This window comes from Pseudomonas sp. GW821-FHT09E04 (assembly GCF_059416185.1).
Genome location: NZ_JBWKOR010000003.1, coordinates 519,626 through 546,137, shown reverse-complemented (window position 1 = coordinate 546,137; position 26,512 = coordinate 519,626). Strand labels below are relative to the sequence as shown.

Here is a 26,512-nt window from a genome sequence, read left to right as displayed (position 1 = left end):
CAAGGAATGCGCCATGCACCGCTATGCTCAAAAAATGCACCAACTGATCCGGAGTCTTCTGCTTTTGTCCGTGATAACCGCGACCGGCGCCCAGGCGGCGGAAAAGATCGATCTGATCATCGACACCGATCCGGGTGCCGATGATGTGGTGGCTCTGTTGTTTGCTCTGGCATCGCCAGAGGAACTGAATATTCGCGCGCTGACCACCGTGGCTGGCAACGTGCGTCTCGACAAGACCTCTCGCAATGCGCGACTGGCCCGTGAGTGGGCAGGACGCGAAGAGGTGCCGGTCTACGCCGGCGCACCGAAACCGTTGATGCGCACCCCGATCTACGCCGAGAACATCCATGGCAAGGAAGGCCTGTCGGGTGTCACCGTGCACGAACCGAAAAAAGGCCTGGCTGAAGGCAATGCGGTCAACTACCTGATCGACACCCTGAAAAAAGCCAAGCCGCACAGCATCACCATTGCCATGCTTGGGCCACAAACCAACCTGGCACTGGCGCTGATCCAGGAGCCGGAAATCGTTCAGGGCATCAAGGAAGTGGTCATCATGGGCGGCGCCCATTTCAACGGCGGTAACATCACGCCAGTGGCCGAGTTCAACCTGTATGCCGATCCGCAAGCGGCTGAAGTCGTGCTCAAAAGCGGCGTGAAACTGACTTACCTGCCGCTGGATGTGACCCACAAGATCCTCACCAGCGATGCGCGCCTGAAGCAGATCGCGGCGCTGAACAACAATGCGAGCAAGATTGTTGGCGACATCCTCAACGAGTACATCAAGGGCGACATGGAGCACTACGGTATTCCGGGTGGCCCGGTGCACGACGCTACGGTCGTGGCTTACCTGCTCAAACCAGAGCTGTTCACCGGCCGTTCGGTGAACGTGGTGGTCGACAGTCGTGAAGGTCCGACCTTCGGGCAGACCATCGTCGACTGGTATGACGGCCTGAAAGCCCCGAAAAATGCCTTCTGGGTGGAAAATGGTGATGCTCAGGGCTTCTTCGATCTGTTGACCGAACGCCTGAAGCGTCTGAAGTAAGCGACAGGCCCGCAGGTGCCAGCCTGCGGGCCTTTATTCTTTCTCGATGTCCGATGTGCCTTTGAAGTCATCCGGATACTTCTCGAACAGCTGTGCGATAAATGATTGCGCGGCTTGCGTTCCCAGTGTCTTGACCAGCAGGTCGATGCTGATCAATGCCAGTTCCTCCGGGCTGCCCGGACTGTAAGAACTGTGCCCTTGTGGCCAGTGGGCCTTGATGTCGGCTGAGATGCTTACGGTCGTCATGATGGGGCTCGGAAGGTCACGGGATTGGAGTCTTGAGTTAACCACTTTGTCCGGCGTTTGGCACTGCGACTTAGGCATGAGCGCAGGGCTATGCGACACTTGGTCGTCTCCGAAAAACCAAGGACTGAGCTGTGCAGATCGATTTGAATTCCCCCGGCGGCCTGACGCTGGACGCTGTGCGTCTGTTGCTGGCTTCAGCCAGTGACGACGAGCACACCCAGTTGCGTGTGACCAAGGGCGGCATTGCCTATATCTCTTCGGGCGTCACGGGTGGTCAGGATATCGACGGGCTGTCGTTTCGCCTGGAAACCTGGGCCAAGGGCTCGGGATACGTGGGCAACGTCGCGGCCAGCGACGAGGTCTGGGTGATGCAGATATTCAATGCGCTCAAGGACAACTGGCCGAACCCGCCCTATGACTACATTGACGTCTACTGAGCGCCGTTCATATTCAGTGACGATTGTGTGATGAAGTATCAGGCGTAGCTCAGGCAAACTCGCCGTTTTTCTGATCGTGGGGCAGGGGAGTGGCGCAAGTCATGAAACCAAACGCTGTATCGGCGGTCGCACGATGTTCGCTCAACTATTGAAAAAAGGAGGCTTCATGCCTTGGAAGCTCGCGTCACTGGGTACTCTGATGGCGGTTGCCATGCTGGCTGGCTGCAACACAACCTCCAGTGAGTCGCAGAAGGATCCCGTGGCGGCCGAAACCGGTCACAGTCGTTGCGAGGCAACAGCTGCAGAGTTCACCGTCGGCAAAAAGGCTTCGCCGGAATTGCTGGAGCAGGCGCGCAAAAAAGCCGGCGCGCAGAATGCCCGGTTCCTCAAGCCTGACGACATGATCACCCTGGAATACCGTTCTGATCGGCTGAACCTCAATACCGACAGCAATCTGGTGATTACCCGGGCCAGCTGCGGCTGAGTCGCACAGGCTTTTGTAGCGCCCATAAAAAACCCCGTCACATGGACGGGGTTTTTTTAGTGCGCCGAGAAATTACTCTGGGCGAACTTGTGCAGCTTGCATACCCTTTTGGCCTTTCTCAGCCACGAAGGAAACGGTCTGGCCTTCTTTCAGGCTTTTGAAACCGTCGGATTCGATAGCTTTGAAGTGTACGAACAGGTCGTCACCGCCACCTTGAGGAGTGATGAAGCCGAAGCCTTTTTCATCGTTGAACCATTTAACGGTGCCGGTTTGGCGATTAGACATGGTGTATCTCCAAGAAACATATATTTTCAGTAGTACTGTGCTGCTCAGGCCAACTGGGCACACCGGAGTATCATAGTCGAAATGTTCGCTTTGGTAGCCCCCCGGACGTGCTGTTTGCTTTCATATTGCGGATGTTTCGACATTCTGAATGGCTACAACCCCCGGTTTCAGCGGCTTTCAGCCGAAACGAAGGGGTGTAAAAAAAGCTATAAAACCTGCGTAAAATATCGGATTCAGGGTCATTTTGACCGATTCCGGCCTGCAGAGCGCCCGCAAATCCCTTCGTCACAGATTATTTCTGCACTCGGCAAACCGAGATTTCTTTCAGTGCGCGCTGGCCCAGCTCGCCGCTTGGCGGGGTGTTCTTGTCCATCAGTTGAGCGATTTCCTGGGAGGTGAATTTCTTCTCCAGGACGTCGGCACCGCAGGTGCAGTGCTGCTTGGCCACGGTCGGGTTGACGCTTTGGCTGGCGGCTTTGGTGCAGTCATTCATGTATTGCTCTTTCACGCCCGCAGGCCAGGCAGCCTGAGCGCTCAGCGGCAGCAGCATTGCCAGGGGAGCCGCGAAGGCGAAAAGTCGGATAAGGCGCATGTCTGAAACTCCTTGGTTTGAGTAATTCGGGGTAATTCTCAGCCCATTTGAGGTTAGTCGTACATCTCAAGTTCACCGCGCACCGTTAAAATGAGCAATCAGGGGCTGGCTCAATTCGTTCGCCGCTGTGACCGTTCATCTGTGCTAGGATGCCCGACTCGGGCGTTCGCAGGCTCCGGATGACCTTCAGTCCCGGAAGCGGCGGCGTACGAATACTCTGATTTGAATCCCAGTCACTCTGGTTCGGTTTTCCGGTTGGCCGCAAGGCTCCTGCCGCTGTAAGGCAGGCGTTCGTCATTGAATGGCCTGGATCGGATCTTGTACTGGCTCATCCCAACCCACGTGACCTTTGGTAGGGGTCACCACTAGGAGAGGAGGCGCCATGCCAACTATTACTCTTCCCGACGGCAGTCAACGTTCATTCGATCACCCGGTTTCCGTAGCCGAGGTCGCCGCCTCTATCGGTGCAGGCCTGGCCAAGGCCACCCTGGCCGGCAAGGTCAACGGCAAGCTGGTCGACGCCTGCGACATCATCGACAGCGACGCAACGCTGCAAATCATCACGCCAAAGGATGAAGAGGGGCTGGAGATCATTCGCCACTCTTGCGCCCACCTGGTTGGCCATGCGGTCAAGCAGTTGTACCCGACGGCCAAAATGGTTATCGGTCCCGTCATTGACGAAGGCTTCTATTACGACATCGCCTTCGAGCGTCCTTTTACGCCGGACGACATGGCGGCCATCGAACAGCGCATGCAACAGCTGATCGATACCGATTACGACGTCATCAAGAAAGTCACTCCGCGTGCCGAAGTGATCGAAGTGTTCAAGGCTCGCGGCGAAGACTACAAGCTGCGCCTGGTCGAGGACATGCCGAACGAGCAGGCCATGGGCCTGTACTATCACGAAGAATACGTCGACATGTGCCGCGGTCCGCACGTGCCGAACACCCGCTTCTTGAAATCCTTCAAGTTGACCAAGCTGTCCGGCGCCTACTGGCGCGGTGATGCCAAGAACGAGCAATTGCAGCGCGTTTACGGCACCGCTTGGGCTGACAAGAAGCAGCTGGCTGCCTACATCCAGCGAATCGAAGAAGCTGAAAAGCGCGATCACCGCAAGATCGGCAAGCGCCTGGGCCTGTTCCACACCCAGGAAGAAGCGCCGGGCATGGTGTTCTGGCACCCGAATGGCTGGACTCTGTACCAGGTACTCGAGCAGTACATGCGCAAGGTGCAGCGCGATAATGGCTATCTCGAGATCAAGACGCCGCAAGTCGTTGACCGTAGCCTGTGGGAAAAGTCCGGGCACTGGGCCAACTACGCCGACAACATGTTCACCACTGAGTCGGAAAGCCGCGATTACGCGATCAAGCCAATGAACTGCCCTTGCCACGTGCAGGTGTTCAACCAGGGGCTGAAGAGCTACCGCGAACTGCCGATGCGTCTGGCCGAGTTCGGTGCCTGCCACCGTAACGAGCCGTCGGGTGCGCTGCACGGCATCATGCGTGTACGTGCATTTACCCAGGACGACGCCCACATTTTCTGCACCGAAGAGCAGATGCAGGCCGAATCCGCCGCGTTCATCAAGCTGACCATGGATGTTTACCGCGACTTCGGCTTCACCGACGTCGAGATGAAGCTGTCCACTCGTCCGGAAAAACGCGTTGGCTCCGACGAGTTGTGGGATCGCGCCGAAGCTGCTTTGGCCGCGGCCCTTGATAGCGCGGGCCTTCCGTACGATCTGCAGCCAGGCGAGGGCGCTTTTTATGGTCCGAAGATCGAGTTCTCGCTGAAAGATTGCCTCGGTCGCGTGTGGCAATGTGGTACTTTGCAGCTCGATTTCAACCTGCCAGTGCGTCTTGGTGCCGAATACGTCTCCGAAGACAACAGCCGCAAGCATCCGGTCATGTTGCACCGTGCGATCCTCGGTTCGTTCGAGCGTTTCGTCGGGATTCTGATCGAGCACTACGAAGGTGCATTCCCTGCGTGGCTGGCGCCAACCCAGGCAGTGATCATGAATATCACTGATAAACAGGCAGATTTTGTTGCTCAGGTCGAAAAAACTCTCAACGAAAGCGGGTTTCGTGCCAAGTCTGACTTGAGAAATGAAAAGATCGGCTTTAAAATCCGCGAGCATACTTTGCTCAAGGTTCCATATCTCTTGGTTATTGGGGATAAGGAAGTCGAGATGCAGACTGTCGCTGTGCGTACTCGTGAAGGTGCTGACCTGGGCTCGATGCCCGTCGCCCAGTTCGCTGAGTTTCTCGCGCAAGCGGTTTCCCGGCGTGGTCGCCCAGATTCGGAGTAATTATTATTAAGCGTGAAATGAGACAAGATAAACGAGCTGCACCGAAAGCCCCGATCAACGAGAATATCTCGGCACGCGAGGTTCGGTTAATTGGCGCTGATGGCGAGCAGATTGGCATCGTCTCGATTGATGAAGCGCTTCGTATTGCTGAAGAAGCAAAGCTTGATCTGGTAGAAATCTCTGCAGACGCAGTCCCACCGGTTTGCCGTGTGATGGACTACGGCAAATCGATCTTCGAAAAGAAGAAGCAGATTGCTGCGGCGAAGAAGAACCAGAAGCAGATTCAGGTAAAAGAAATCAAGTTTCGTCCAGGGACGGAGGAAGGGGATTACCAGGTAAAACTGCGCAACCTGGTACGTTTCCTGAGTGACGGGGACAGGGCCAAGGTATCCTTGCGATTCCGCGGCCGTGAGATGGCCCACCAGGAGCTGGGGATGGAACTCCTCAAGCGGGTTGAAGCTGACCTGCTCGAGTACGGTTCGGTCGAACAGCATCCTAAGATGGAAGGACGCCAGCTGATCATGGTCATCGCCCCGAAAAAGAAGAAGTAATCAACAGGGCACGGCAGGCCTTCTGATTATGTTTATCAACTGAATGCGGAGTATCCGAACATGCCAAAGATGAAAACGAAAAGTGGTGCTGCTAAGCGGTTTCTGAAAACTGCTAACGGTATCAAGCACAAGCACGCTTTCAAGAGCCACATCCTGACTAAAATGTCGACCAAGCGTAAGCGTCAACTGCGCGGTAGCAGCTTGCTGCATCCGTCTGACGTGGCAAAAGTCGAGCGCATGCTGCGCCTTCGTTAATTTTAGTCAAGAATAGAGGAAGTAACTCATGGCTCGTGTAAAGCGTGGCGTCATTGCCCGTAAGCGTCACAAAAAAATTCTGAAACTTGCTAAAGGCTACTACGGTGCACGTTCGCGCGTATTCCGTGTTGCCAAGCAAGCGGTAATCAAGGCAGGCCAATACGCCTACCGTGACCGTCGTCAGAAAAAACGTCAGTTCCGCGCTCTGTGGATCGCTCGTATCAACGCTGGTGCTCGTGTTAACGGTCTGTCCTACAGCCGTTTCATCGCTGGCCTGAAAAAAGCGTCCATCGAGATCGACCGTAAGGTTCTGGCTGATCTGGCAGTGAACGAAAAAGCGGTGTTTGCCGCGATTGTCGAGAAAGCTAAAGCCACCTTGGCTTAAGTACCCCCGACAGTCACCCGGCCTCACCTCTGTGGGGTCAGGTGGTAAACGTCATAAATAGGGGAAGAGCCTTCAAGCTCTTCCCCTATTTTGTATCTGGAGTCTGTACATGGAAAACCTGGATGCGCTGGTCTCTCAAGCACTAGAGGCTGTGCAAAGCGCTGAAGATATCAATGCCCTGGAGCAAATCCGGGTTCAATACCTTGGCAAAAAGGGTGAATTGACTCAGGTGATGAAGACCCTGGGGAATTTGCCGGCAGAGGAGCGTCCGCAAGTCGGCGCCCTGATCAACGTTGCCAAGGAACGTGTCACAGGCGTTCTCAATGCGCGTATGGCTCTGTTTGAGGAAGCCGAACTGGCTGCCAAACTGTCCGCCGAGTCCATTGACGTAACCCTGCCGGGCCGTGGCCAGACCTCCGGTGGTCTGCATCCGGTAACCCGGACTCTGGAACGTATCGAACAGTTCTTCACCCGTATCGGCTACGGCATTGCCGAAGGTCCTGAGGTCGAAGACGATTATCACAACTTCGAGGCGCTCAACATCCCAGGCCATCACCCGGCCCGGTCGATGCACGACACCTTCTATTTCAATGCGAACATGCTGTTGCGCACCCATACCTCGCCGGTACAGGTCCGCACCATGGAATCGCAACAGCCGCCGATCCGCATCGTCTGCCCAGGCCGTGTGTATCGCAGCGACTCCGATATCACCCACTCGCCGATGTTCCACCAGGTCGAAGGCCTGCTGGTCGATCGCGACATCAATTTCGCCGACCTGAAAGGGACTATCGAAGAGTTCCTGCGGGTGTTCTTCGAAAAAGAACTGGCGGTGCGTTTCCGTCCTTCCTACTTCCCGTTCACCGAGCCATCCGCTGAAGTCGACATGGAATGCGTGATGTGTAGCGGCAAAGGCTGCCGCGTCTGCAAGCAGACCGGCTGGCTGGAAGTGATGGGCTGCGGCATGGTTCACCCGAATGTGCTGCGCATGTCCGGGATCGATCCGGAAGAGTTCTCGGGCTTTGCCTTCGGCATGGGCGTCGAGCGTCTGGCCATGCTGCGTTACGGCGTGAACGACTTGCGTCTGTTCTTCGACAACGACTTGCGGTTCCTCGCGCAATTTCGCTAGTCGTAACGAATTCTTAGGAGAGCAGGATGAAATTCAGTGAACAATGGCTGCGTGGCTGGGTTAGCCCGCAGGTAAATCGCGACGAGCTGGTTGCTCGTCTGTCGATGGCCGGTCTTGAGGTCGATAGCGTTACGCCGGCCGCCGGTGCATTCAGTGGTGTGGTGGTGGGCGAGGTACTGAGTACCGAGCAGCACCCTGACGCCGACAAGCTGCGTGTTTGCCAGGTCAGCAATGGCACGGAAACTTTCCAGGTCGTGTGCGGTGCGCCAAACGTGCGTCCGGGCCTGAAGATTCCGTTCGCAATGATCGGTGCCGAGCTGCCGGGCGATTTCAAGATCAAGAAAGCCAAGCTGCGTGGCGTCGAGTCCAACGGCATGCTGTGCTCGCAAACCGAGCTGCAGGTCGGTGAAGGTAATGACGGTCTGATGGAACTGCCGGCCGATGCACCGGTGGGCGAAGATTTCCGTGTTTATCTGGATCTGGAAGACGCCAGCATCGAGGTCGACCTGACCCCGAACCGCGGCGACTGCCTGTCTCTGGCTGGTCTGGCTCGTGAAGTCGGTGCGTTGTACGACGCTCCGGTTACTCGCCCGGTGGTGATGAGCGTTCCGGCGGTGCACGATGAAGTGCGTTCGGTAGAAGTCCTGGCACCCGCTGCCTGCCCGCGTTATCTGGGCCGAGTCATTCGCAACGTGGACCTGTCCAAGCCTACGCCGCTGTGGATGGTTGAGCGTCTGCGTCGCGCCGAAGTTCGTAGCATTGACGCTGCGGTCGACATCACCAACTACGTGATGCTTGAACTGGGTCAACCGCTGCACGCATTCGACCTCGCTGAAATCAACGGCGGCATTCGTGTGCGCATGGCTGAGGAAGGCGAGAAGCTGGTATTGCTCGACGGTCAGGAAGTCAGCCTGCGTAGCGATACGCTGGTAATCGCCGACCACACTCGCGCTCTGGCGATTGCCGGTGTGATGGGTGGCGAGCACAGCGGCGTGTCCGCGACCACTCGTGACGTGTTCCTCGAAAGTGCATTCTTCGATCAGATCGCTGTGGCGGGCAAGGCTCGCTCTTACGGTCTGCACACTGATGCTTCGCACCGCTACGAGCGTGGCGTGGACTGGCAACTGGCCCGTGAAGCCATGGAGCGCGCCACTGGCCTGCTGCTGGAAATCACCGGTGGCGAAGCGGGTCCGATCATCGAGACCGTCAGCGAGCAGCACTTGCCGTCGATCGCGCCGATCACTCTGCGCGCTCAGCGCATCACCCAGATGCTGGGCATGGAAATGGATTCGGCCGAAGTCGAGCGTCTGCTCAACGCTTTGGGCCTGAAAGTTTCCGCCGAGGGAGCAGGGCAGTGGCGCGTAGAAGTGCCAAGCCATCGCTTCGATATCAGCCTGGAAGTCGATCTGATCGAAGAGCTGGCGCGTCTGTACGGTTACAACCGTTTGCCGGTTCGTTATCCGCAAGCTCGTTTGGCGCCGCAGGCCAAGGCCGAAGCGCGTAGCGATCTGCCGGAGCTGCGCCGTCTGCTGGTCGCTCGTGGCTATCAGGAAGCGATCACTTACAGCTTCATCGATCCAAAACAGTTTGAGCTGTTCAGCCCAGGTGTTGAACCACTGCTGTTGGCGAACCCGATCTCCAATGACATGGCTGCGATGCGTTCGTCGCTGTGGCCGGGTCTGGTTAAATCGCTGCAGCACAACCTGAATCGTCAGCAGGATCGCGTCCGTCTGTTCGAGAGCGGTCTGCGCTTCGTCGGTCAGCTGGAAGGCCTGAAGCAAGAGCCGATGCTGGCTGGTGTTGTCTGCGGTAGCCGTTTGCCGGAAGGCTGGGCGCAAGGTCGCGATACCGTGGACTTCTTCGACGTCAAGGCCGACGTGGAAGCGGTGCTGGGTTTTGCCGGTGCGCTGGATTCGTTCACTTTCACTCCGGGCAAGCACCCGGCACTGCACCCGGGTCAAACCGCGCGCATTGAACGTGAAGGGCGTGAAGTCGGCTTTATCGGTGCGATTCACCCTGAGCTGTCGAAATCTCTCGGTCTCGACCGTCCGGTCTTCGTTTTCGAGCTGGTTCTGGCTGAAGTGGCACTCGGCAAAATGCCTAAATTCCACGAGTTGTCGCGCTTTCCTGAAGTGCGTCGTGACCTTGCACTGATTGCGCACAAAGACGTTGCGGCCTCGGCTGTACTGGACGTAATCCGTGAAAATGCAGGCGAATGGCTGACAGACCTCAGGCTATTTGACGTGTATCAGGGTAAAGGTATTGATCCTGATAGAAAAAGCCTTGCAGTCGGCTTGACCTGGCAGCATCCATCGCGCACTCTTAATGACGATGAGGTGAATTCGACGACGCAAAATATCCTCACCTCGCTCGAACAAAGGTTGAACGCCACGTTAAGGAAGTGACGTATGGGGGCTTTGACGAAAGCTGAGATGGCGGAACGTCTGTATGAAGAGCTGGGCCTGAACAAGCGGGAAGCCAAGGAATTGGTAGAACTGTTTTTCGAGGAAATCAGGCACGCTCTTGAAGACAACGAGCAGGTCAAATTGTCGGGTTTCGGCAATTTCGACCTTCGGGACAAACGCCAGCGGCCTGGCCGCAACCCGAAAACGGGGGAAGAAATCCCGATCACGGCTCGCCGTGTGGTCACCTTTCGTCCAGGGCAGAAGTTGAAAGCCCGAGTTGAGGCTTATGCTGGAACCAAGTCATAACGACGAACTACCCGTCATCCCGGGCAAACGCTACTTCACCATCGGTGAAGTCAGCGAGCTGTGTGCGGTAAAACCACATGTGCTGCGCTACTGGGAGCAGGAGTTTCCTCAGCTCAACCCCGTCAAACGCCGCGGAAACCGCCGGTATTATCAGCGCCAGGATGTGCTGATGATCCGGCAAATCCGCGCGCTCCTTTACGATCAAGGGTTCACCATCGGCGGCGCACGTTTGCGACTGTCCGGTGATGAGGCCAAAGACGACACAACCCAATACAAGCAAATGATCCGCCAGATGATCGCCGAGCTCGAAGATGTTCTGGTGGTTCTCAAGAAATAATTTCCTGCTTTTAAATACTTCCAGTTTTCAAAAGCTTGCGATATATTCTTGAGCGTTCTTCGAGATGAGGAGCGAGTTTCACGCCTAGTCGGGGCGTAGCGCAGTCCGGTAGCGCACTAGCATGGGGTGCTAGGGGTCGAGTGTTCGAATCACTCCGTCCCGACCATATAATTCAATGACTTAGCCCAACTTTAGCGAGTTGGGCTTTTTCATGCGCAGTGACTTTTGTAGGGAGACCCAGTTTCCTCTTCAATAAATTCAGACACTCAAGCCGATCAGCCAGATCGGCTTTTTTGTGCCCCCACAAAACTAGCCAGTGATTTCACTGACAGACACCCAGCGCCGCTCCTCAGCCGCGACCCGAATCGCTGTCGCCAGTCGCTCCACTTCAAATGCCTCCTCGAAATCAGTACCCGTTTGCCCATTCCCGGCCAACGCCATGATCAGTTCATGCACTTCCAGTGTTTTCAGCTCGTTGTAACCCAGCTGGTGCCCCGGCGCCGGGCTGAATGCTGCGTAGCCGGGCAAGTCCGGTCCGGCCAGTAAACGCTGGAAGCCGCCCTGGCCGGCGCGACACAGGCGTAGCTCGTTCAATCGCTCCTGATCGAACGCCAAGGTGCCTCGGGTGCCGCTGATCTCGAAGCTCAGATGATTCTTGTAGCCATGCTTGAGCCAACTGCTGCTGAAAGTGCCGCGCGCGCCGCTGGCAAAGCGCAACAGCGCTTGGGCCTGATCGTCGACCGCAATGCGGCGTTGTTCCTGGCTGCCGGGCGTGGCCGGGCGCTGGCGATGGACGGTCTGAGAGTCGGCGCACACCGCTTCGACATCGCCCAGCAGGTGGCGCGCCATGGCGAGCAGGTGACTGCCTAGATCCGCCAGGGCTCCACCGGCATGTTCGGGTTCGCAGCGCCACGACCAGGGGGAGGCTGGATCGGCCATGAAATCTTCGCTGAATTCACCTTGAAAGCTGATGATCTCGCCGAGTTCGCCACTCAGGGTCAGCTCGCGTGCCAGGCCGATGATCGGGTTGTGCTGGTAGTTGTAGCCGACCCGGGTGACGACGCCGGCGTGCTTCGCCGCCACGTGCATCGCATGAGCTTGTTCAAGATTCACCGCCAATGGCTTTTCGCAATACACCGGTTTGCCAGCGGCAAGCGCGGCCATGGCCATCGGGTAGTGCAGGTGATTGGGTGTAGTGATTGCGATCAGGTTGACCTTGGGGTCGTCGATCAATCGCTGCCAATCGCCATGGGCCTGATCGAAGCCCCAGGCGGTGGCGCAAGCTTGTGCGCGTGCGGGATCGGCGTCAGCCAGGGCGGCCAGGCGAAGGGTGAAGGGCAGTTCGAATGCCGCACTGACGTTGCGAAAGGCCAGGGCGTGTGCTCGCCCCATGAAACCCGTGCCGATAAGACCGATTCCGAGTTCACGCATGACAGGATCCTTTGAGTTCTTGTTTTCAGAGATCCTGTTTATAGAATAAAAATTCACTACGTTCAAATAATGGAATAAATATTTTGAATTTCCGCGCTCGGTGGAATGTCGGTTCTCCGGTCAGTCTTCGAACCCGACCTGCTCGTGAATCTCATCCACCTTCAACTCCAGTCGATAGGCCACGGCGATAAACAGCGCCTGGCAAAGGCACAGGGTCGCACTCAAGGAGCGGAACGCAAACGAGCTACCTTCATTGACCAGCAGCAAAGTGTTGGCGCGCTTGGCCAATGGCGAGAGATTGCTGTCAGTGATGATCAGGGTTTTCGCCTGATGGTGCTGGGCGATGCGCAGGCAGTGCTGGGTTTCCTTGCCGTACGGCGTGAAGCTGATGGCGATCACCAGGTCATTGGCGCGCACGCTGCGCATCTGCTCGCGATAACTGCCGCCGAGGCCCGAGACCAGGTGGATGCGCTTGTTGGTATGTTGCAGGTTGTAGACCAGATAGTCGGCCACCGCGAACGAGCGGCGCACGCCGACCACGTAGATATTGTCGGCATTGACCACCAGGTCCACGGCCTTCTCGAAGGCCTGGTCATCGAGTTCCTGCCCCAGTCGTTCGATGCCCGACAGGGTGGCGTCGATGCATTCGCGGGCCAGATCGCCGCCGCTGGCTTTCTGCGACTTGTTGGCGATCATGCTGCGAATGCGCTGTTGGTAGTTCTGCACCGGCGTGGCTTTGTGGGTGTACGCCTCGCGGAACAGCGCCTGCATTTCACTGAAACCGCTAAAACCGAAACGCTGGGAAAACCGCACGATGGCTGACGGGTGCACTTCGCACTCGCGGGCGATGTCGCTGATGCGGTCGACCATGATCCGATCGCTTTGCTGGCTCATGTAACTGGCGATGCGTTTGAGCTGGCGCGGCAGGCTTTCATATTCGCGGGTGATGAGCTGCAGCAAGCGCTCGGCATTGATCGGGGGGCTGGCAAGATCGCTCTCGGGCGTGCTCTCGGCGGTAGCCGGCTGATCGGTGCGGGACATAGATAATCCTTCTGGCTTGTTCTTGGCTTGTACTTATAGCGACGGTGGTTCACCGCGTCCCAGGACAATAGGTTGGCTGTGCGCAGTCTACAGGCTAGGCCCGGACAAAATCTTGGGCTTGCGCCAGCGGGATGCCTGCTGAAACGATGCACTGCGTCTGGAGCGCCTGCACTGAAGTTTATTGGAAAAAATATTCCACGTGAAAAATAATTGGAATATTTATTGATTATTCGATCCGGCTCGTTTTAGTCTGCATCCACCAAGAGTGTCCGGCGCCGTCATCGCCCCGGGTACAGGCTGATAAAAATAACAGGAGCCAGCATGGGCCAGACTCGTTTTGCCAGTGGACGTCAATTGGATCTGATTTGTCTCGGGCGCCTCGGCGTCGACCTCTATGCGCAGCAAGTCGGGGCACGGCTGGAGGATGTGAGCAGCTTCGCCAAATACCTCGGAGGCTCTTCCGCCAACATCGCGTTCGGCACTGCCCGGCTGGGGCTCAGGTCGGCGATGCTGAGCCGCACCGGCGACGATCACATGGGGCGTTTCCTGATCGAATCCCTGGCCCGTGAAGGTTGCGATGTCAGCGGCATCAAGGTCGATCCGGAGCGACTGACCGCCATGGTGCTGCTCGGTCTCAAGGATCGGGAAACCTTTCCCCTGGTCTTCTACCGTGAGAATTGCGCCGACATGGCGCTGCGGGCCGAAGACATCAGCGAAGCCTTTATCGCCTCCAGCAAGGCCTTGCTGATCACCGGCACCCATTTCTCCACCGACGGCGTCTACAAGGCGAGCATCCAGGCGCTGGACTACGCCGAAAAGCACAACGTCAAACGAGTGCTGGACATCGACTATCGCCCGGTTCTGTGGGGGCTTGCTGGCAAGGCGGACGGCGAAACCCGTTTCGTTGCCGATCAGAACGTCACTCACCATGTGCAGCAAATCCTCCCGCGCTTCGACCTTGTGGTCGGGACCGAAGAAGAGTTTCTGATGGCCGGCGGTTCAGAGGATTTGCTCACCGCGCTGCGCAATGTCCGACGGTTGAGCGCGGCGACCCTGGTGGTCAAGCTCGGTCCGCAAGGTTGCACGGTTATTCACGGAGAGATTCCGGTGCGTCTTGAAGATGGCGCGATTTATCCCGGTGTGCGGGTCGAGGTGCTGAACGTGCTGGGCGCCGGCGATGCGTTCATGTCGGGTTTCCTCAGCGGCTGGCTGGAGGACGCCAGCGACGAGCGTTGCTGCCAGTTGGCCAATGCCTGCGGTGGTCTGGTGGTATCGCGCCATGCCTGCGCGCCGGCGATGCCAACCCGTGCCGAGCTCGATTACCTGTTCAGCAGCCCGGTGCCGATTACCCGACCGGATCAGGACGTCACCCTGCAACGCCTACATCAGGTCAGTGTGCCGCGCAAACAGTGGAAGCAACTGTTCATCTTTGCCTTCGACCATCGCGGGCAACTGGTGGAGCTGGCCCAGAAGGGGGGGCGCGACCTCGGCGCCATCGGCGAACTCAAGCAACTGTTCATCAAAGCAGTGGAGCGGGTCGAAAGCGATCTGCGTGAGCAGGGCATCGAAGCCGATGTCGGGGTGCTGGCTGATCAGCGTTTCGGCCAGGACTCGCTGAACGCCGCCAGCGGTCGAGGCTGGTGGGTGGCGCGCCCGGTTGAAGCGCAGGGCTCGCGGCCGCTGGCCTTCGAACACGGGCGCTCGATCGGCAGCAACCTGATCGCCTGGCCGCAAGAACAAATCATCAAATGCCTGGTGCAATTCCACCCGGACGACGAACCGATGCTGCGGCTGGAGCAGGAAGCGCAGATCAAGGCGCTGTATCAGGCATCGCAAGTCAGTGGTCATGAACTGCTGCTGGAAATCATCCCGCCCAAAGATCACCCCTCACTGCATCCCGACGTGCTGTATCGCGCGCTCAAACGCCTCTACAACCTGGGCATCTACCCGGCGTGGTGGAAGATCGAAGCGCAAAGCGCCGAGGAATGGCAACAGCTCGACGAACTGATCCAGGCGCGCGATCCCTATTGCCGAGGTGTGGTGCTGCTGGGCCTGAATGCCCCGGCATCAGCGTTGGCCGAAGGCTTTCAACAGGCCAGTCAGAGCCAGACTTGCCGTGGGTTCGCCGTGGGTCGGACGATTTTTCAGGAGCCGAGCCGCGCCTGGCTGGCCGGGGAGATCGACGACGAGACGCTGATCCGCCAGGTACAGGGAACCTTCGTCGAGCTGATCGATGCCTGGCGCACGGCCCGGGCCTGAGCCGCAGTTGAACACTCTAGAAATAACAATAAAAGGTGCAGCCATGCCCGCTATCCGAATTGGCATCAACCCGATTTCCTGGAGCAACGACGACCTGCCGTCCCTCGGTGGTGAAACACCGCTGAGCACCGCCCTCAGCGAAGGCAAGGTCATCGGTTATGAAGGCTTCGAACTCAACGGCAAGTTTCCCAAGGACGCCAAAGGCGTTGGCGACGTGCTGCGCCCGTATGACCTGGCGCTAGTGTCCGGCTGGTATTCCAGTCGCCTGGTGCGCCGTTCGGTCGCCGAGGAAATCGACGCGATTGCCAGCCATGTCGAGTTGCTGGCGAAGAACGGCGCGAACGTGCTGGTTTACGGTGAAGTCGCCGATTCCATTCAGGGCCAGCGTATTCCGCTGGTCGAGCGCCCGCGTTTTCACACCGAACAGGCGTGGCAGCAGTACGCCGACAAGCTGACCGAACTGGCACGCTTCACCCTGTCCCAAGGCGTGCGTCTGGCGTATCACCACCATATGGGCGCCTACATCGAATCCCCGTCGGACATCGACACCCTGATGGCGCTGACCGGCAGTGAAGTCGGGCTGCTGTTCGATTCGGGCCATTGCTACATGGGCGGCGGTGAACCCTTGCAGGTGCTGCGCAAACACCTGTCGCGCATCTGCCACGTGCACTTCAAGGACGTGCGCAAACCGGTGGTGCAACTGGCGCGTAACAATCTGTGGAGCTTCCCCGACTGCATCATCAACGGCACGTTCACCGTGCCGGGGGATGGCGACATCGACTTCGCCGAACTGCTGGACGTGCTGCTGGCGGCCGATTACCACGGCTGGCTGGTGGTCGAAGCCGAGCAGGATCCGGCAGTGGCGCCGAGTTACGTCTACGCGAAAAAAGGCTTCGACACCTTGCGCGCGCTGCTCGACGAGAGGGCTGCACGATGAGCCTGCTGGTCAAAAGCAATGCCCGTGGCCGGACCATGGTCGAGCTGGCTGAAGGTGAGTTGCAATACGTCGGTTTCGCCGCCTACCGGTTGAGCCTGGGTGAAACCTTGCCTGTCGCGGCGGGCGACAAGGAGCTGTGCCTGGTGTTGCTCAGCGGTCGGGTCGGCATCCACGGCGAGGCACTGGGGCTGGGGACCTTCAACTGGGACAACCTCGGTGATCGCCAGTCGGTGTTCGAAGACAAATCCCCGTTCGCCGCGTACTTGCCACCCGGCAGTCAGGCGCAGGTGGTGGCATTGAGTGATGCGCAAGTGGCGGTTTGCGCGGCTCCCGGTTCGACCACCATGGGTCTCGGTCCGCGCCTGATCAGGCCTGAAACCATGAAGCGCAGCGTGCGGGGCAAGAGCGCCAATACCCGCTATGTCTGCGACATCCTGCCGGACAGCGAGCCGGCTCATTCGCTGCTGGTGGTGGAAGTGCGCACGCCATCCGGGCACTCGTCGAGCTACCCGCCGCACAAGCACGACACCGACGACCTGCCACACCAGAGCTTTCTAGAAGAAACCTACTACCACCAGATCAACCCGCCCCAAGGCTTCGTGTTCCAGCGGGTCTACACCGACGACCGCAGCATCGATCAAGCCATGGCCGTGGAAAACAGCGATCTGGTGGTCGTGCCCAAGGGCTATCACCCGGTCAGCGTGCCGTATGGCTACGAATCTTATTACCTGAACGTGATGGCAGGGCCGAAACGCGTCTGGCAGTTCCATAACGACCCGCAGCACAGCTGGCTGCTGGATCTCTGAATTCCAACTTTCGCACGGAGAACAAGAACAATGAGCGACGCCCCGGTCATAGGCCACTACATCGACGGTCAGGTGCAGGACAGCGGTAGCGAACGATTCAGCGATGTCTTCAATCCGGCCACCGGCGGCGTTCAGGCGCGGGTCGGGTTGGCCAGCCAGAAGACCGTGGACGCTGCCGTCGCATCGGCGCTCAAGGCATTCCCGGCCTGGTCCGAGCAATCGTCCCTGCGCCGTTCGCGGGTGATGTTCAAGTTCAAGGAATTGCTCGATCGTCATCACGACGAACTGGCCGAAATCATCAGTCGCGAACACGGCAAGGTCTTTTCCGACGCCAAGGGCGAAGTCACACGAGGCATTGAAATCGTCGAGTACGCCTGCGGTGCACCGAACCTGTTGAAGACCGAGTTCAGCGACAACATCGGCGGCGGCATCGACAACTGGAACCTGCGTCAGCCGCTCGGCGTCTGCGCCGGAGTCACGCCGTTCAACTTCCCGGTGATGGTGCCGCTGTGGATGATTCCGCTGGCGCTGGTCACCGGCAACTGCTTCATCCTCAAACCGTCCGAGCGCGATCCGTCCGCCAGTTTGCTGATGGCTCGCCTGTTGACCGAAGCCGGTTTGCCGGACGGTGTGTTCAACGTGGTCCAGGGCGACAGGGCGGCGGTCGACGCCTTGCTGCAGCACCCGGACATCGAGGCGATTTCGTTTGTCGGTTCGACGCCGATTGCCGAGTACATCCACCAGCAGGCAACCGCGCGCGGCAAGCGGGTGCAGGCGCTGGGCGGCGCGAAGAATCACATGATCGTCATGCCCGACGCGGATCTGGATCAAGCGGCGGATGCCTTGATCGGCGCCGCTTACGGATCGGCCGGTGAACGCTGCATGGCAATTTCAATTGCGGTTGCGGTCGGCGAAGTCGGCGATCAACTGATTGCCAAACTGTTGCCGCGCATCGATCAGTTGAAAGTCGGCAACGGTCTGCAAGGCGACAACGACATGGGCCCGCTGGTCACCGCCGAACACAAGGCCAGGGTTGAAGGCCTTATCGATCAGGGCGTGGCCCAGGGCGCGCAGCTGATTGTCGATGGCCGCCACTTCAAGGTGCCGGGGGCCGAGGCGGGCTTTTTCGTCGGCGCGACGCTGTTCGATCACGTCACCACCGACATGAGCATCTATCAGCAGGAGATCTTCGGGCCGGTGCTGGGCATTGTCCGTGTGCCGGACTTCGCCAGTGCCGTGGCGCTGATCAACGCCCATGAATTCGGCAACGGCGTGTCGTGCTTCACCAGCGATGGCGGGATAGCCCGTGCCTTCGCCCGCACCATCAAGGTCGGCATGGTCGGCATCAACGTGCCCATTCCGGTGCCCATGGCCTGGCATTCGTTCGGTGGCTGGAAGCGCTCGCTGTTCGGCGATCACCATGCCTACGGGGAAGAAGGCATTCGTTTTTACAGTCGCTACAAAAGCGTGATGCAGCGCTGGCCCGACAGCATTGCCAAGGGCCCGGAATTCAGCATGCCGACGGCCAAATAATTCACGTGCGCGGAGAACAACAAGAATGAGTACTCCCCTGCGTTTTGCCCTGAACCGAATGGTCGCTCCACGTTTATCCCTGCCGGCGTTCATCGAATTGGCGGTGACCCTCAAGGCTGACGCCATCGAGATCCGCAACGACCTCAAAGGCGTCGAGATCGATGACGGCACCGCACCCGAACACGTGCGTGAGTTGTGCGCGGCCCATGGCATCAGCGTGCTGTCGATCAACGCGCTGTATCCGTTTGATGTGTGGAATGACGAGCGCCGCGCGCAGGCCTTGAAGCTGGCTGCCTATGCCCGCGATTGTGGTGCGCGGGGGCTGGTGATGTGCCCGTTGAACGATCGCGCCGATCCGCGCAGCGTGGCCGAGCGTGCGTCGGGCCTGCGCACCGCGTTGAGCGAGCTGGCGCCGATCCTGCGTGATCACGGCCTTCTGGGATTCATCGAGCCTCTGGGTTTCAAAGCCTGCTCGCTGCGCCGCAAACGCACGGCGGTGGAGGCGATCAAGGCGGTCGGCGGGCTGGATATGTTCCGCCTGGTGCATGACACCTTTCATCACCACCTGGCCGGCGAGCAAGAGTTTTTTCCCGAGCTGACCGGGCTGGTGCACATCTCCGGTGTCGAGGAGTCCGAGGCGCCGCTGGCGACCCTTTGCGATGGTCACCGGGTGCTGGTGGGGGCGGACGACATTCTCGGCAACGCGGCACAAATCAACAGCCTGCTCGCTGGCGGCTACAGCGGCTACCTGTCGTTTGAACCATTCGCCGACAGCGTCCATGGCCTGGCGGATATCCAGACGGCGATTGGCGCGAGCATGGACCACCTGAGCAACTCCCTGAGTTGACAGTGCCCCTCGCAGAGGGGGCGGATCTGAATTTGAAAGGTGCGGTTATGACCACAACAAGACTGACCATGGCTCAGGCCCTGGTGAAATTCCTCGACAACCAGTACATCGAGGTCGATGGCGTTCAGAGCAAGTTCGTCGCCGGGATCTTTACCATTTTCGGTCACGGCAACGTGCTGGGTCTGGGGCAGGCGCTGGAGCAGGACAGCGGTGACCTGATCGTCCATCAGGGCCGCAACGAACAAGGCATGGCCCATGCGGCGATCGGTTTTGCCAAGCAGCACCTGCGACGCAAGATCTACGCCTGCACCTCGTCCGTGGGGCCGGGTGCGGCGAACATGCTGACTGCTGCCGCCACCGCGACCGCCAACCGGATTCCCTTGCTGCTGTTGCCGGGTGATGTCTATGCCTGTCGTCAACCGGACCCGGTGTTGCAACAGATCGAACAGTTCCACGACCTGAGTATCAGCACCAACGATGCGTTCAAGTCCGTGAGCAAATACTGGGATCGCATCAACCGCCCCGAGCAATTGATGAGCGCTGCGATCCACGCCATGCGCGTGCTCACCGACCCCGCCGAAACCGGTGCCGTGACCCTGGCCCTGCCGCAGGATGTGCAGGCCGAAGCCTACGATTATCCCGATTACTTCCTGCAAAAACGCGTGCACCGCATCGAGCGTCGTCCGGCCACCGAAGCGATGCTCGGCGATGCCGTGGCGCTGTTCAAAGGCAAGCGCAAACCGTTGATCATCTGTGGTGGCGGCGTCAAATATTCCGGCGCCAACGCGGCGTTGCAGGCGTTTGCCGAGCGTTTCGATATTCCTTTCGCTGAAACCCAGGCCGGCAAGAGTGCGGTGGTTTCCGGCCATCCGCTGAACGTCGGCGGTATTGGCGAAACCGGTTGCCTGGCGGCGAATCTGCTGGCCAAAGAGGCGGATCTGATCATCGGTGTTGGCACCCGCTACAGCGATTTCACCACCGCGTCGAAATCCTTGTTCCAGCACCCTGACGTGCAGTTTCTCAACCTCAATATCAGCCCGTGCGATGCCCTGAAACTCGATGGTGTGCAACTGCTGGCGGATGCCCGAACAGGTTTGTCGGCGCTGGCTGAAGCGCTGGGCGACTACCGTTCCGGCTGGGGCGATGAACCCCGTCAGGCCAGGGCGCAACTGGACGAGGAGGTGGATCGCCTTTATCAGATCGACTATCAGGCCCGGGATTTCCTCCCGGAAATCAACGACCACCTCGATTCGGCGGTGTTGCGCGAATTCATTGAGCTGACCGGCTCCTGCCTGACCCAGAGTCGCGTGCTCGGCGTGCTCAATGAAACCCTCGCCGATGACGCGGTCATCGTCGCCGCCGCCGGCAGCCTGCCCGGCGACTTGCAACGCAGCTGGCGCAGCAAGGGGGTGAACACCTATCACGTCGAGTACGGATATTCGTGCATGGGCTATGAGGTGAACGCTGCGCTGGGCGTGAAGCTCGCCGAGCCTGAGCGCGAGGTCTATGCGCTGGTGGGCGACGGCTCCTACATGATGCTGCACTCGGAGCTGGCCACCTCGATCCAGGAGCGGCGCAAGATCAACGTGGTGCTGTTCGACAACATGACCTTCGGCTGCATCAACAACCTGCAGATGGGCAACGGCATGGACAGCTTTGCCACCGAGTTCCGTTTCCGCAACCTGCAGACCGGCCAGCTCGACGGCGCTTTCGTGCCGGTGAATTTCGCCATGAGCGCGGCGGCCTACGGCTGCAAGACTTACAAGGTGAACACCGTTGAAGAGCTGCAGGCGGCGCTGGCCGATGCGCGCTTGCAGACGGTCTCGACCCTGATCGACATCAAGGTTCTGCCCAAGACCATGATTCACGGTTACCTGTCGTGGTGGCGGGTCGGCGTGGCGCAAGTCTCCACCAGCGCCCGTACCGAAGCGGCGGCCAAAACCCTGAACGAACGACTGGCCAAGGCCCGTCAGTACTGATTGCCCTGAATCGAACAACCACAAGGAATCCTTTCATGTCATTGTTTTCCCAAGCGTTGCGGCTAGGCGTCATCGGCACCGGTGCCATCGGCCAGGACCACATCCGTCGGTGCAGCCAGACCTTGCTCAACAGCCAGGTCGTCGCGGTTACCGACATCAATTTGCAGCAGGCGGCCAAGGTCGTGGCAGACCTGAAGCTGACCGCCGAGGTCTATCCCGACGGCCACGCGCTGATCCAGGCGCCGGACGTCGAGGCGATCCTCGTCACCTCCTGGGGCCCGAGTCACGAAGAGTTCGTGCTGGCTGCGATTTCGGCGGGCAAACCGGTGTTCTGCGAAAAGCCGCTGGCTGTCACCGCCGAAGGCTGCCGCAAGATCGTCGAGGCCGAAGAGGCCCACGGCAAGCGGCTGGTGCAGGTCGGTTTCATGCGTCCGTACGATGAAGGTTATCGCGCGTTGAAGTCGGTGATCGACAGTGGCCAGATCGGCGAGCCGTTGATGCTGCACTGCGCCCACCGCAACCCGACCGTAGGTGAAAACTACAAGACCGACATGGCGATCACCGACACGCTGATCCATGAGCTGGACGTGCTGCGCTGGTTGCTCGACGACGATTATGTTTCGGTGCAGGTGGTGTTCCCGCGCAAGAGCAGCAAGGCTCTCGCGCATCTGAAAGATCCGCAGATCGTGCTGCTGGAAACCGCCAAGGGCACGCGTATCGACGTGGAGGTTTTCGTCAATTGTCAGTACGGCTATGACATTCAGTGCGAAGTGGTGGGGGAGACCGGCATCGCCAGACTGCCGGAGCCGTCCCAGGTGCAATTGCGCAGCGGAGCGAAGCTGTCCAACGCGATTCTGATGGACTGGAAGGATCGCTTCATCGCGGCCTATGACGTCGAGTTGCAGGCGTTCATCGATGGCGTGCGGGCAGGGCAGGTGGGTGGGCCTTCGGCGTGGGATGGGTTCGCCGCCGCGGTTGCCGCCGATGCGTGCATCGAAGCGCAGAACAGCGGGGCGATCGTCAACGTTGCACTGCCTGATCGCCCGAGGTTCTACGGTTAACGCTGCTCCCACAACCACCGCGTTTTTCCGAGACGCGGTGACATAACAAGAAGAAGGAGTTCAGACATGCGCATCGGACTTGTCGGTTACGGCCATGGCGGCCGGTTTTTTCATGCTCCGCTGATCAGCAGTCTGCCGGCGGCGACGTTCGTCGGCGTGGTCACCCGTTCGGTGGAGCGCCGACAGTTGCTGGCGGCGGAGCATCCCGGTGTGCCGGCCTTCGACAGCATCGGCCAGTTGGTGGAAGCCGGGATCGATGTCCTGGTGGTGTCGACACCCCTAAAGGGGCGGCCGGCGCTGGTGCTCGACGGCATCGAACACGGGGTGGCGGTGGTCAGCGACAAGCCGTTCGCCGCCGATTGGCAGCAGGCGCAAACCCTGATCACCATGGCCGAGCGCCAAAGTGTGCGGCTCAGCGTCTATCAGAACCGACGCTGGGACTCGGACTTTCTAACCGTGCGCAAACTCATCGAATCCGGCGCGCTGGGCCAGGTCAGCCGTTTCGAATCGCGGATCGAGCGTTACTCGCCCTCGTCGGTTCACAACGGCAGCGGCGGTGGTTTTCTGCGCGATCTTGGCAGTCATCTGGTCGATCAGGCGCTGTTGCTGTTCGGCCCGGTGACACGGGTTTACGCCGAACTGGACTACCTGGAGAAAGACCAGGCGTTCGATCACGGCTTCTTCATGTCCCTGACCCATGCCAGCGGCGTAACCTCGCACCTGGGCGGCAGTTGCCTGGAAAACAGCCCCGGCCCGCGCTTTCGGGTGAGCGGCACGCTGGGTTGTTACAGCGTCGAGGGGCTCGATGGGCAGGAGGCCATGGCGCTGGCCGGGCTCTCGCCGAAAACCGAAGGCGAGCGCTGGGGCGTCGAGGAGCACCGGCGTTGGGGCTGGTTCGAGCACGGAGAAGAGCGCGAACGGGTTCCTTCCGAACGAGGATGCTGGAGTCAGTTCTATTTACAGCTACAAATCTCGTTGCAAAACGGTGGCCCACTGCCCGTGGACGCCCGTGATGCACTGGCGACAACCCGCGTGCTAGACGCTGCGCGCCTGAGTTTCAAACGTCATCAAGTGGTGGAGCTGAGTGAGTTTGCGAGCCATGGAATAAAATCATAATAAAATTCTAAAATAGGTTGATATGGAAAATATTTTCCAATAAAGTCGATTCCAGATTTACTGTCTCGCGATACGTTCCAACGCCTCGACTGCTTGTCCGCTTACTGAAATCGTCATGCCTCATCCATAAAACCAACAAGAATGTGGAGAAAGACTTTTCATGAAGACCAAGACCCGTTTTGCTTCACTGGCCTTGTCCCTGATGTTTGCCAGCGGCGCTGTGCTGGCCGATATGAAGATCGGTGTCAGCATGTCCCAGTTCGATGACACCTGGCTGACCTACCTGCGTGAATCCATGGACAAGAAAGCCAAGTCCTATCCCGACGGCGTCAAGCTGCAGTTCGAAGACGCCCGCAGCGACGTGGTCAAGCAATTGAGCCAGGTCGAAAGCTTCATCAGCCAGAAGGTCGACGCCATCGTGGTCAATCCGGTGGATACCGCCGCCACCAAGAAGATCACTGAAGCGGCGGTGAAGGCCGGGATTCCGCTGGTCTACGTCAACCGTCGTCCCGATGACTTGAACCTGCCCAAAGGTGTAGTAACCGTTGCTTCCAACGACCTGGAGGCCGGCGAGATGCAGATGCAGTACCTGGCCGACAAGATGGGCGGCAAGGGCGACATCGTGATTCTGCTGGGTGATCTGGCGAACAACTCCACCACCAATCGCACCAAGGGCGTCAAAGAGGTGCTGGCCAAATACCCGGACATCAAGGTCGAGCAGGAGCAGAGCGGCGTCTGGCTGCGGGATAAAGGCATGACGCTGGTCAACGACTGGTTGACCCAGGGCCGCAAGTTCGACGCGGTCGTCTCCAACAACGACGAAATGGCGATCGGTGCCGCGATGGCCCTGCAGCAGGCCGGCGTCGCAAAAGGCAGCGTGCTGATCGCGGGTGTCGACGGTACGCCGGATGGCTTGAATGCTGTGAAGAAGGGCTCGCTGGCCGCTTCCGTGTTCCAGGACGCCAAGGGTCAGGCCGACGGCTCCATCGATACCGCAGTGAGAATGGCGAAGAACGAGCCGGTCGAGCCGGCGGTCTGGGTGCCGTTTCGTCTGATCACGCCGCAAAACGTTGACCAGTTCAAATAGTCCGTCCGTTCAATAACAACAATAAGCCCGCAAGGTGGCGAACGCGACCTTGCTGATGGAGTACCTGATCATGTTCGCTTCAGCGACTGCTTCGAGCACCCCTTTGACGGGGAGCCCGCCCACTTCAATACCTGTCGAAGAGCCGTACTTGCTGGAGATCCTCAATGTCAGCAAGGGTTTCCCCGGTGTGGTGGCGTTGTCCGACGTGCAACTGCGGGTACGTCCCGGTTCCGTGCTGGCGCTCATGGGAGAAAACGGCGCGGGTAAATCCACCCTGATGAAAATCATCGCCGGCATCTACCAGCCAGACGCCGGCGAGCTGCGCCTTCGGGGCAAGCCGGTGGTGTTCGAAACGCCGCTGGCAGCGCTTCAGGCCGGGATCGCGATGATCCACCAGGAACTCAACCTGATGCCGCACATGAGCATCGCCGAAAACATCTGGATCGGCCGCGAGCAACTCAACGGCTTTCACATGATCGACCACCGGGAAATGCACCGCTGCACGGCGAAACTGCTGGAGCGTCTGCGGATCAATCTCGACCCTGAAGAGCAGGTCGGCAATCTGAGTATCGCCGAGCGGCAGATGGTCGAGATCGCCAAAGCCGTGTCCTACGACTCCGACATCCTGATCATGGACGAACCGACGTCGGCCATCACCGACAAGGAAGTCGCCCATCTGTTCTCGATCATTGCCGACCTGAAAAACCAGGGCAAAGGCATCATCTACATCACCCATAAAATGAACGAAGTGTTCGCGATCGCCGATGAAGTGGCGGTATTTCGCGACGGCGCCTATATCGGTCTGCAACGGGCTGATTCCATGGACAGCGACAGCCTGATTTCGATGATGGTCGGTCGCGAATTGAGCCAGTTGTTTCCGGTGCGCGAAAAGCCGATTGGCGATCTGCTGCTGTCAGTGCGCGACCTCAAGCTGGATGGCATTTTCAAGGGTGTCTCCTTCGACCTGCACGCCGGGGAAATCCTTGGCATCGCCGGGTTGATGGGCTCCGGCCGGACCAACGTGGCCGAAGCGATCTTCGGCATCACGCCCAGCGATGGTGGCGAGATCCGTCTCGATGGTGAGGTGGTGCGCATCAGCGACCCGCACATGGCGATCGAGAAGGGCTTCGCGCTGTTGACCGAGGATCGCAAGCTCAGTGGTCTGTTCCCGTGCCTCTCGGTGCTGGAAAACATGGAAATGGCCGTCCTGCCGCACTACACCGGCCACGGATTCATCCAGCAAAAAGCCTTGCGCGCCTTGTGCGAAGACATGTGCAAGAAGCTGCGGGTTAAAACCCCGTCGCTGGAGCAGTGCATCGACACCCTGTCAGGTGGCAATCAGCAGAAAGCCTTGCTGGCCCGCTGGCTGATGACCAATCCGCGCATCCTGATTCTCGACGAGCCGACCCGTGGCATCGATGTAGGCGCCAAGGCCGAGATTTACCGGCTCATCGCCTACCTCGCCAGCGAAGGCATGGCGGTGATCATGATTTCTTCGGAGCTGCCGGAAGTGCTCGGCATGAGCGACCGGGTGATGGTCATGCACGAGGGCGACCTGATGGGCACCCTCGACCGCAGCGAGGCGACTCAGGAGCGGGTGATGCAACTGGCTTCGGGCCTGTCCTCGGTTCATTAATGGATGCCGGTGGTGGCCGAGGC

Annotated in this window: 26 protein-coding genes and 1 tRNA gene; 22 read left to right on the top strand and 5 right to left on the bottom strand. The window is 59.0% G+C overall.

Annotated features, from left to right (window positions below; translation table 11 throughout):
* The first annotated feature begins 13 nt into the window (after positions 1 to 13).
* Positions 14 to 1,042, top strand: a complete 1,029-nt coding sequence (locus AC07N4_RS13650) for a nucleoside hydrolase (protein WP_096821274.1) — start codon at positions 14 to 16, stop codon at positions 1,040 to 1,042.
* A gap of 33 nt (positions 1,043 to 1,075) precedes the next feature.
* Here AC07N4_RS13650 and AC07N4_RS13645 read toward each other — a convergent pair whose 3' ends face one another.
* On the bottom strand, positions 1,076 to 1,288 hold the full coding sequence (locus tag AC07N4_RS13645; protein WP_085712027.1) for a hypothetical protein: 213 nt from the start codon (positions 1,286 to 1,288) through the stop codon (positions 1,076 to 1,078).
* 131 nt (positions 1,289 to 1,419) lie between these two features.
* Between AC07N4_RS13645 and AC07N4_RS13640 the strand changes: the two genes are divergently transcribed.
* Both AC07N4_RS13640 and AC07N4_RS13635 read left to right on the top strand, forming a co-directional pair.
* On the top strand, positions 1,420 to 1,725 hold the full coding sequence (locus tag AC07N4_RS13640; RefSeq protein WP_493066653.1) for a hypothetical protein: 306 nt from the start codon (positions 1,420 to 1,422) through the stop codon (positions 1,723 to 1,725).
* A gap of 166 nt (positions 1,726 to 1,891) precedes the next feature.
* Positions 1,892 to 2,209 carry an I78 family peptidase inhibitor gene (locus AC07N4_RS13635; protein ID WP_102621551.1) on the top strand — a complete coding sequence of 106 codons (318 nt, stop codon included), beginning with the start codon at positions 1,892 to 1,894 and terminating at the stop codon, positions 2,207 to 2,209.
* 72 nt (positions 2,210 to 2,281) lie between these two features.
* On the opposite strand, the gene AC07N4_RS13630 is transcribed toward AC07N4_RS13635, so the two are convergent.
* A complete protein-coding gene (locus tag AC07N4_RS13630) occupies positions 2,282 to 2,494 on the bottom strand; it encodes a cold-shock protein (protein ID WP_003179963.1) in 213 nt (70 codons plus the stop codon).
* A gap of 292 nt (positions 2,495 to 2,786) precedes the next feature.
* Positions 2,787 to 3,086, bottom strand: coding sequence for a hypothetical protein (locus AC07N4_RS13625; RefSeq protein WP_096821277.1), 300 nt, complete (start codon positions 3,084 to 3,086; stop codon positions 2,787 to 2,789).
* Between the two features lie 382 nt (positions 3,087 to 3,468).
* Here AC07N4_RS13625 and thrS point away from each other — a divergent pair, with 382 nt between their 5' ends.
* The 9 genes from thrS to AC07N4_RS13580 all read left to right on the top strand — a co-directional run bounded on the left by thrS (position 3,469) and on the right by AC07N4_RS13580 (position 10,922).
* The gene (thrS, locus tag AC07N4_RS13620; protein ID WP_096821278.1) at positions 3,469 to 5,391 is read left to right on the top strand and encodes a threonine--tRNA ligase; all 1,923 of its coding nucleotides are present in this window, start codon (positions 3,469 to 3,471) and stop codon (positions 5,389 to 5,391) included.
* Positions 5,391 to 5,942 carry a translation initiation factor IF-3 gene (gene infC, locus AC07N4_RS13615; protein WP_170929410.1) on the top strand — a complete coding sequence of 184 codons (552 nt, stop codon included), beginning with the start codon at positions 5,391 to 5,393 and terminating at the stop codon, positions 5,940 to 5,942. Before thrS ends, infC begins: the two co-directional genes overlap by 1 nt.
* Positions 5,943 to 6,002: 60 nt before the next feature.
* Positions 6,003 to 6,197, top strand: coding sequence for a 50S ribosomal protein L35 (gene rpmI, locus AC07N4_RS13610; protein ID WP_002553160.1), 195 nt, complete (start codon positions 6,003 to 6,005; stop codon positions 6,195 to 6,197).
* 28 nt (positions 6,198 to 6,225) lie between these two features.
* Positions 6,226 to 6,582 (top strand): 50S ribosomal protein L20, encoded by a 357-nt coding sequence (rplT, locus tag AC07N4_RS13605; RefSeq protein ID WP_007913489.1) that lies wholly within the window; start codon positions 6,226 to 6,228, stop codon positions 6,580 to 6,582.
* Positions 6,583 to 6,691: 109 nt separating this feature from the next.
* Complete coding sequence (gene pheS / locus AC07N4_RS13600) at positions 6,692 to 7,708, top strand: phenylalanine--tRNA ligase subunit alpha (RefSeq protein ID WP_085712031.1); 1,017 nt, start codon at positions 6,692 to 6,694, stop codon at positions 7,706 to 7,708.
* Between the two features lie 26 nt (positions 7,709 to 7,734).
* A complete protein-coding gene (gene pheT, locus AC07N4_RS13595; RefSeq protein ID WP_493066654.1) occupies positions 7,735 to 10,113 on the top strand; it encodes a phenylalanine--tRNA ligase subunit beta in 2,379 nt (792 codons plus the stop codon).
* A 3-nt stretch (positions 10,114 to 10,116) separates the two neighbouring features.
* Complete coding sequence (ihfA, locus tag AC07N4_RS13590; protein WP_002553164.1) at positions 10,117 to 10,419, top strand: integration host factor subunit alpha; 303 nt, start codon at positions 10,117 to 10,119, stop codon at positions 10,417 to 10,419.
* A complete protein-coding gene (locus AC07N4_RS13585; protein WP_003179985.1) occupies positions 10,400 to 10,756 on the top strand; it encodes a MerR family transcriptional regulator in 357 nt (118 codons plus the stop codon). Before ihfA ends, AC07N4_RS13585 begins: the two co-directional genes overlap by 20 nt.
* A gap of 89 nt (positions 10,757 to 10,845) precedes the next feature.
* Positions 10,846 to 10,922, top strand: a tRNA-Pro gene (locus AC07N4_RS13580).
* A 143-nt stretch (positions 10,923 to 11,065) separates the two neighbouring features.
* Here the strand turns inward: AC07N4_RS13580 and AC07N4_RS13575 are convergent.
* Both AC07N4_RS13575 and AC07N4_RS13570 read right to left on the bottom strand, forming a co-directional pair.
* Complete coding sequence (locus tag AC07N4_RS13575; RefSeq protein ID WP_493066655.1) at positions 11,066 to 12,187, bottom strand: Gfo/Idh/MocA family protein; 1,122 nt, start codon at positions 12,185 to 12,187, stop codon at positions 11,066 to 11,068.
* A gap of 120 nt (positions 12,188 to 12,307) precedes the next feature.
* A complete protein-coding gene (locus AC07N4_RS13570) occupies positions 12,308 to 13,228 on the bottom strand; it encodes a MurR/RpiR family transcriptional regulator (protein ID WP_102621554.1) in 921 nt (306 codons plus the stop codon).
* Positions 13,229 to 13,549: 321 nt separating this feature from the next.
* On the opposite strand from AC07N4_RS13570, the gene AC07N4_RS13565 reads away from it, so the two are divergent.
* The 10 genes from AC07N4_RS13565 to AC07N4_RS13520 all read left to right on the top strand — a co-directional run bounded on the left by AC07N4_RS13565 (position 13,550) and on the right by AC07N4_RS13520 (position 26,489).
* Positions 13,550 to 15,487: a bifunctional 5-dehydro-2-deoxygluconokinase/5-dehydro-2-deoxyphosphogluconate aldolase gene (locus AC07N4_RS13565; RefSeq protein ID WP_493066656.1), complete on the top strand. Its 1,938-nt coding sequence runs from the start codon at positions 13,550 to 13,552 to the stop codon at positions 15,485 to 15,487.
* A gap of 43 nt (positions 15,488 to 15,530) precedes the next feature.
* Positions 15,531 to 16,424 (top strand): myo-inosose-2 dehydratase, encoded by an 894-nt coding sequence (gene iolE, locus AC07N4_RS13560; RefSeq protein WP_102621556.1) that lies wholly within the window; start codon positions 15,531 to 15,533, stop codon positions 16,422 to 16,424.
* Complete coding sequence (gene iolB, locus AC07N4_RS13555; protein WP_102621557.1) at positions 16,421 to 17,230, top strand: 5-deoxy-glucuronate isomerase; 810 nt, start codon at positions 16,421 to 16,423, stop codon at positions 17,228 to 17,230. Before iolE ends, iolB begins: the two co-directional genes overlap by 4 nt.
* Positions 17,231 to 17,260: 30 nt before the next feature.
* Positions 17,261 to 18,763 carry a CoA-acylating methylmalonate-semialdehyde dehydrogenase gene (locus AC07N4_RS13550; RefSeq protein ID WP_493066657.1) on the top strand — a complete coding sequence of 501 codons (1,503 nt, stop codon included), beginning with the start codon at positions 17,261 to 17,263 and terminating at the stop codon, positions 18,761 to 18,763.
* Positions 18,764 to 18,788: 25 nt separating this feature from the next.
* On the top strand, positions 18,789 to 19,610 hold the full coding sequence (locus tag AC07N4_RS13545) for a TIM barrel protein (RefSeq protein WP_493066658.1): 822 nt from the start codon (positions 18,789 to 18,791) through the stop codon (positions 19,608 to 19,610).
* 47 nt (positions 19,611 to 19,657) lie between these two features.
* Positions 19,658 to 21,589 (top strand): 3D-(3,5/4)-trihydroxycyclohexane-1,2-dione acylhydrolase (decyclizing), encoded by a 1,932-nt coding sequence (gene iolD, locus AC07N4_RS13540; protein WP_493066659.1) that lies wholly within the window; start codon positions 19,658 to 19,660, stop codon positions 21,587 to 21,589.
* 35 nt (positions 21,590 to 21,624) lie between these two features.
* Complete coding sequence (gene iolG / locus AC07N4_RS13535; RefSeq protein ID WP_102621561.1) at positions 21,625 to 22,650, top strand: bifunctional inositol 2-dehydrogenase/D-chiro-inositol 1-dehydrogenase; 1,026 nt, start codon at positions 21,625 to 21,627, stop codon at positions 22,648 to 22,650.
* Positions 22,651 to 22,716: 66 nt separating this feature from the next.
* Entirely contained in the window at positions 22,717 to 23,766 is a 1,050-nt protein-coding gene (locus tag AC07N4_RS13530; protein ID WP_493066660.1) for a Gfo/Idh/MocA family protein, read from the top strand.
* Positions 23,767 to 23,926: 160 nt separating this feature from the next.
* Complete coding sequence (locus tag AC07N4_RS13525) at positions 23,927 to 24,853, top strand: sugar ABC transporter substrate-binding protein (protein ID WP_085732515.1); 927 nt, start codon at positions 23,927 to 23,929, stop codon at positions 24,851 to 24,853.
* A gap of 70 nt (positions 24,854 to 24,923) precedes the next feature.
* Entirely contained in the window at positions 24,924 to 26,489 is a 1,566-nt protein-coding gene (locus AC07N4_RS13520; RefSeq protein ID WP_102621584.1) for a sugar ABC transporter ATP-binding protein, read from the top strand.
* Positions 26,490 to 26,512: the final 23 nt, after the last annotated feature.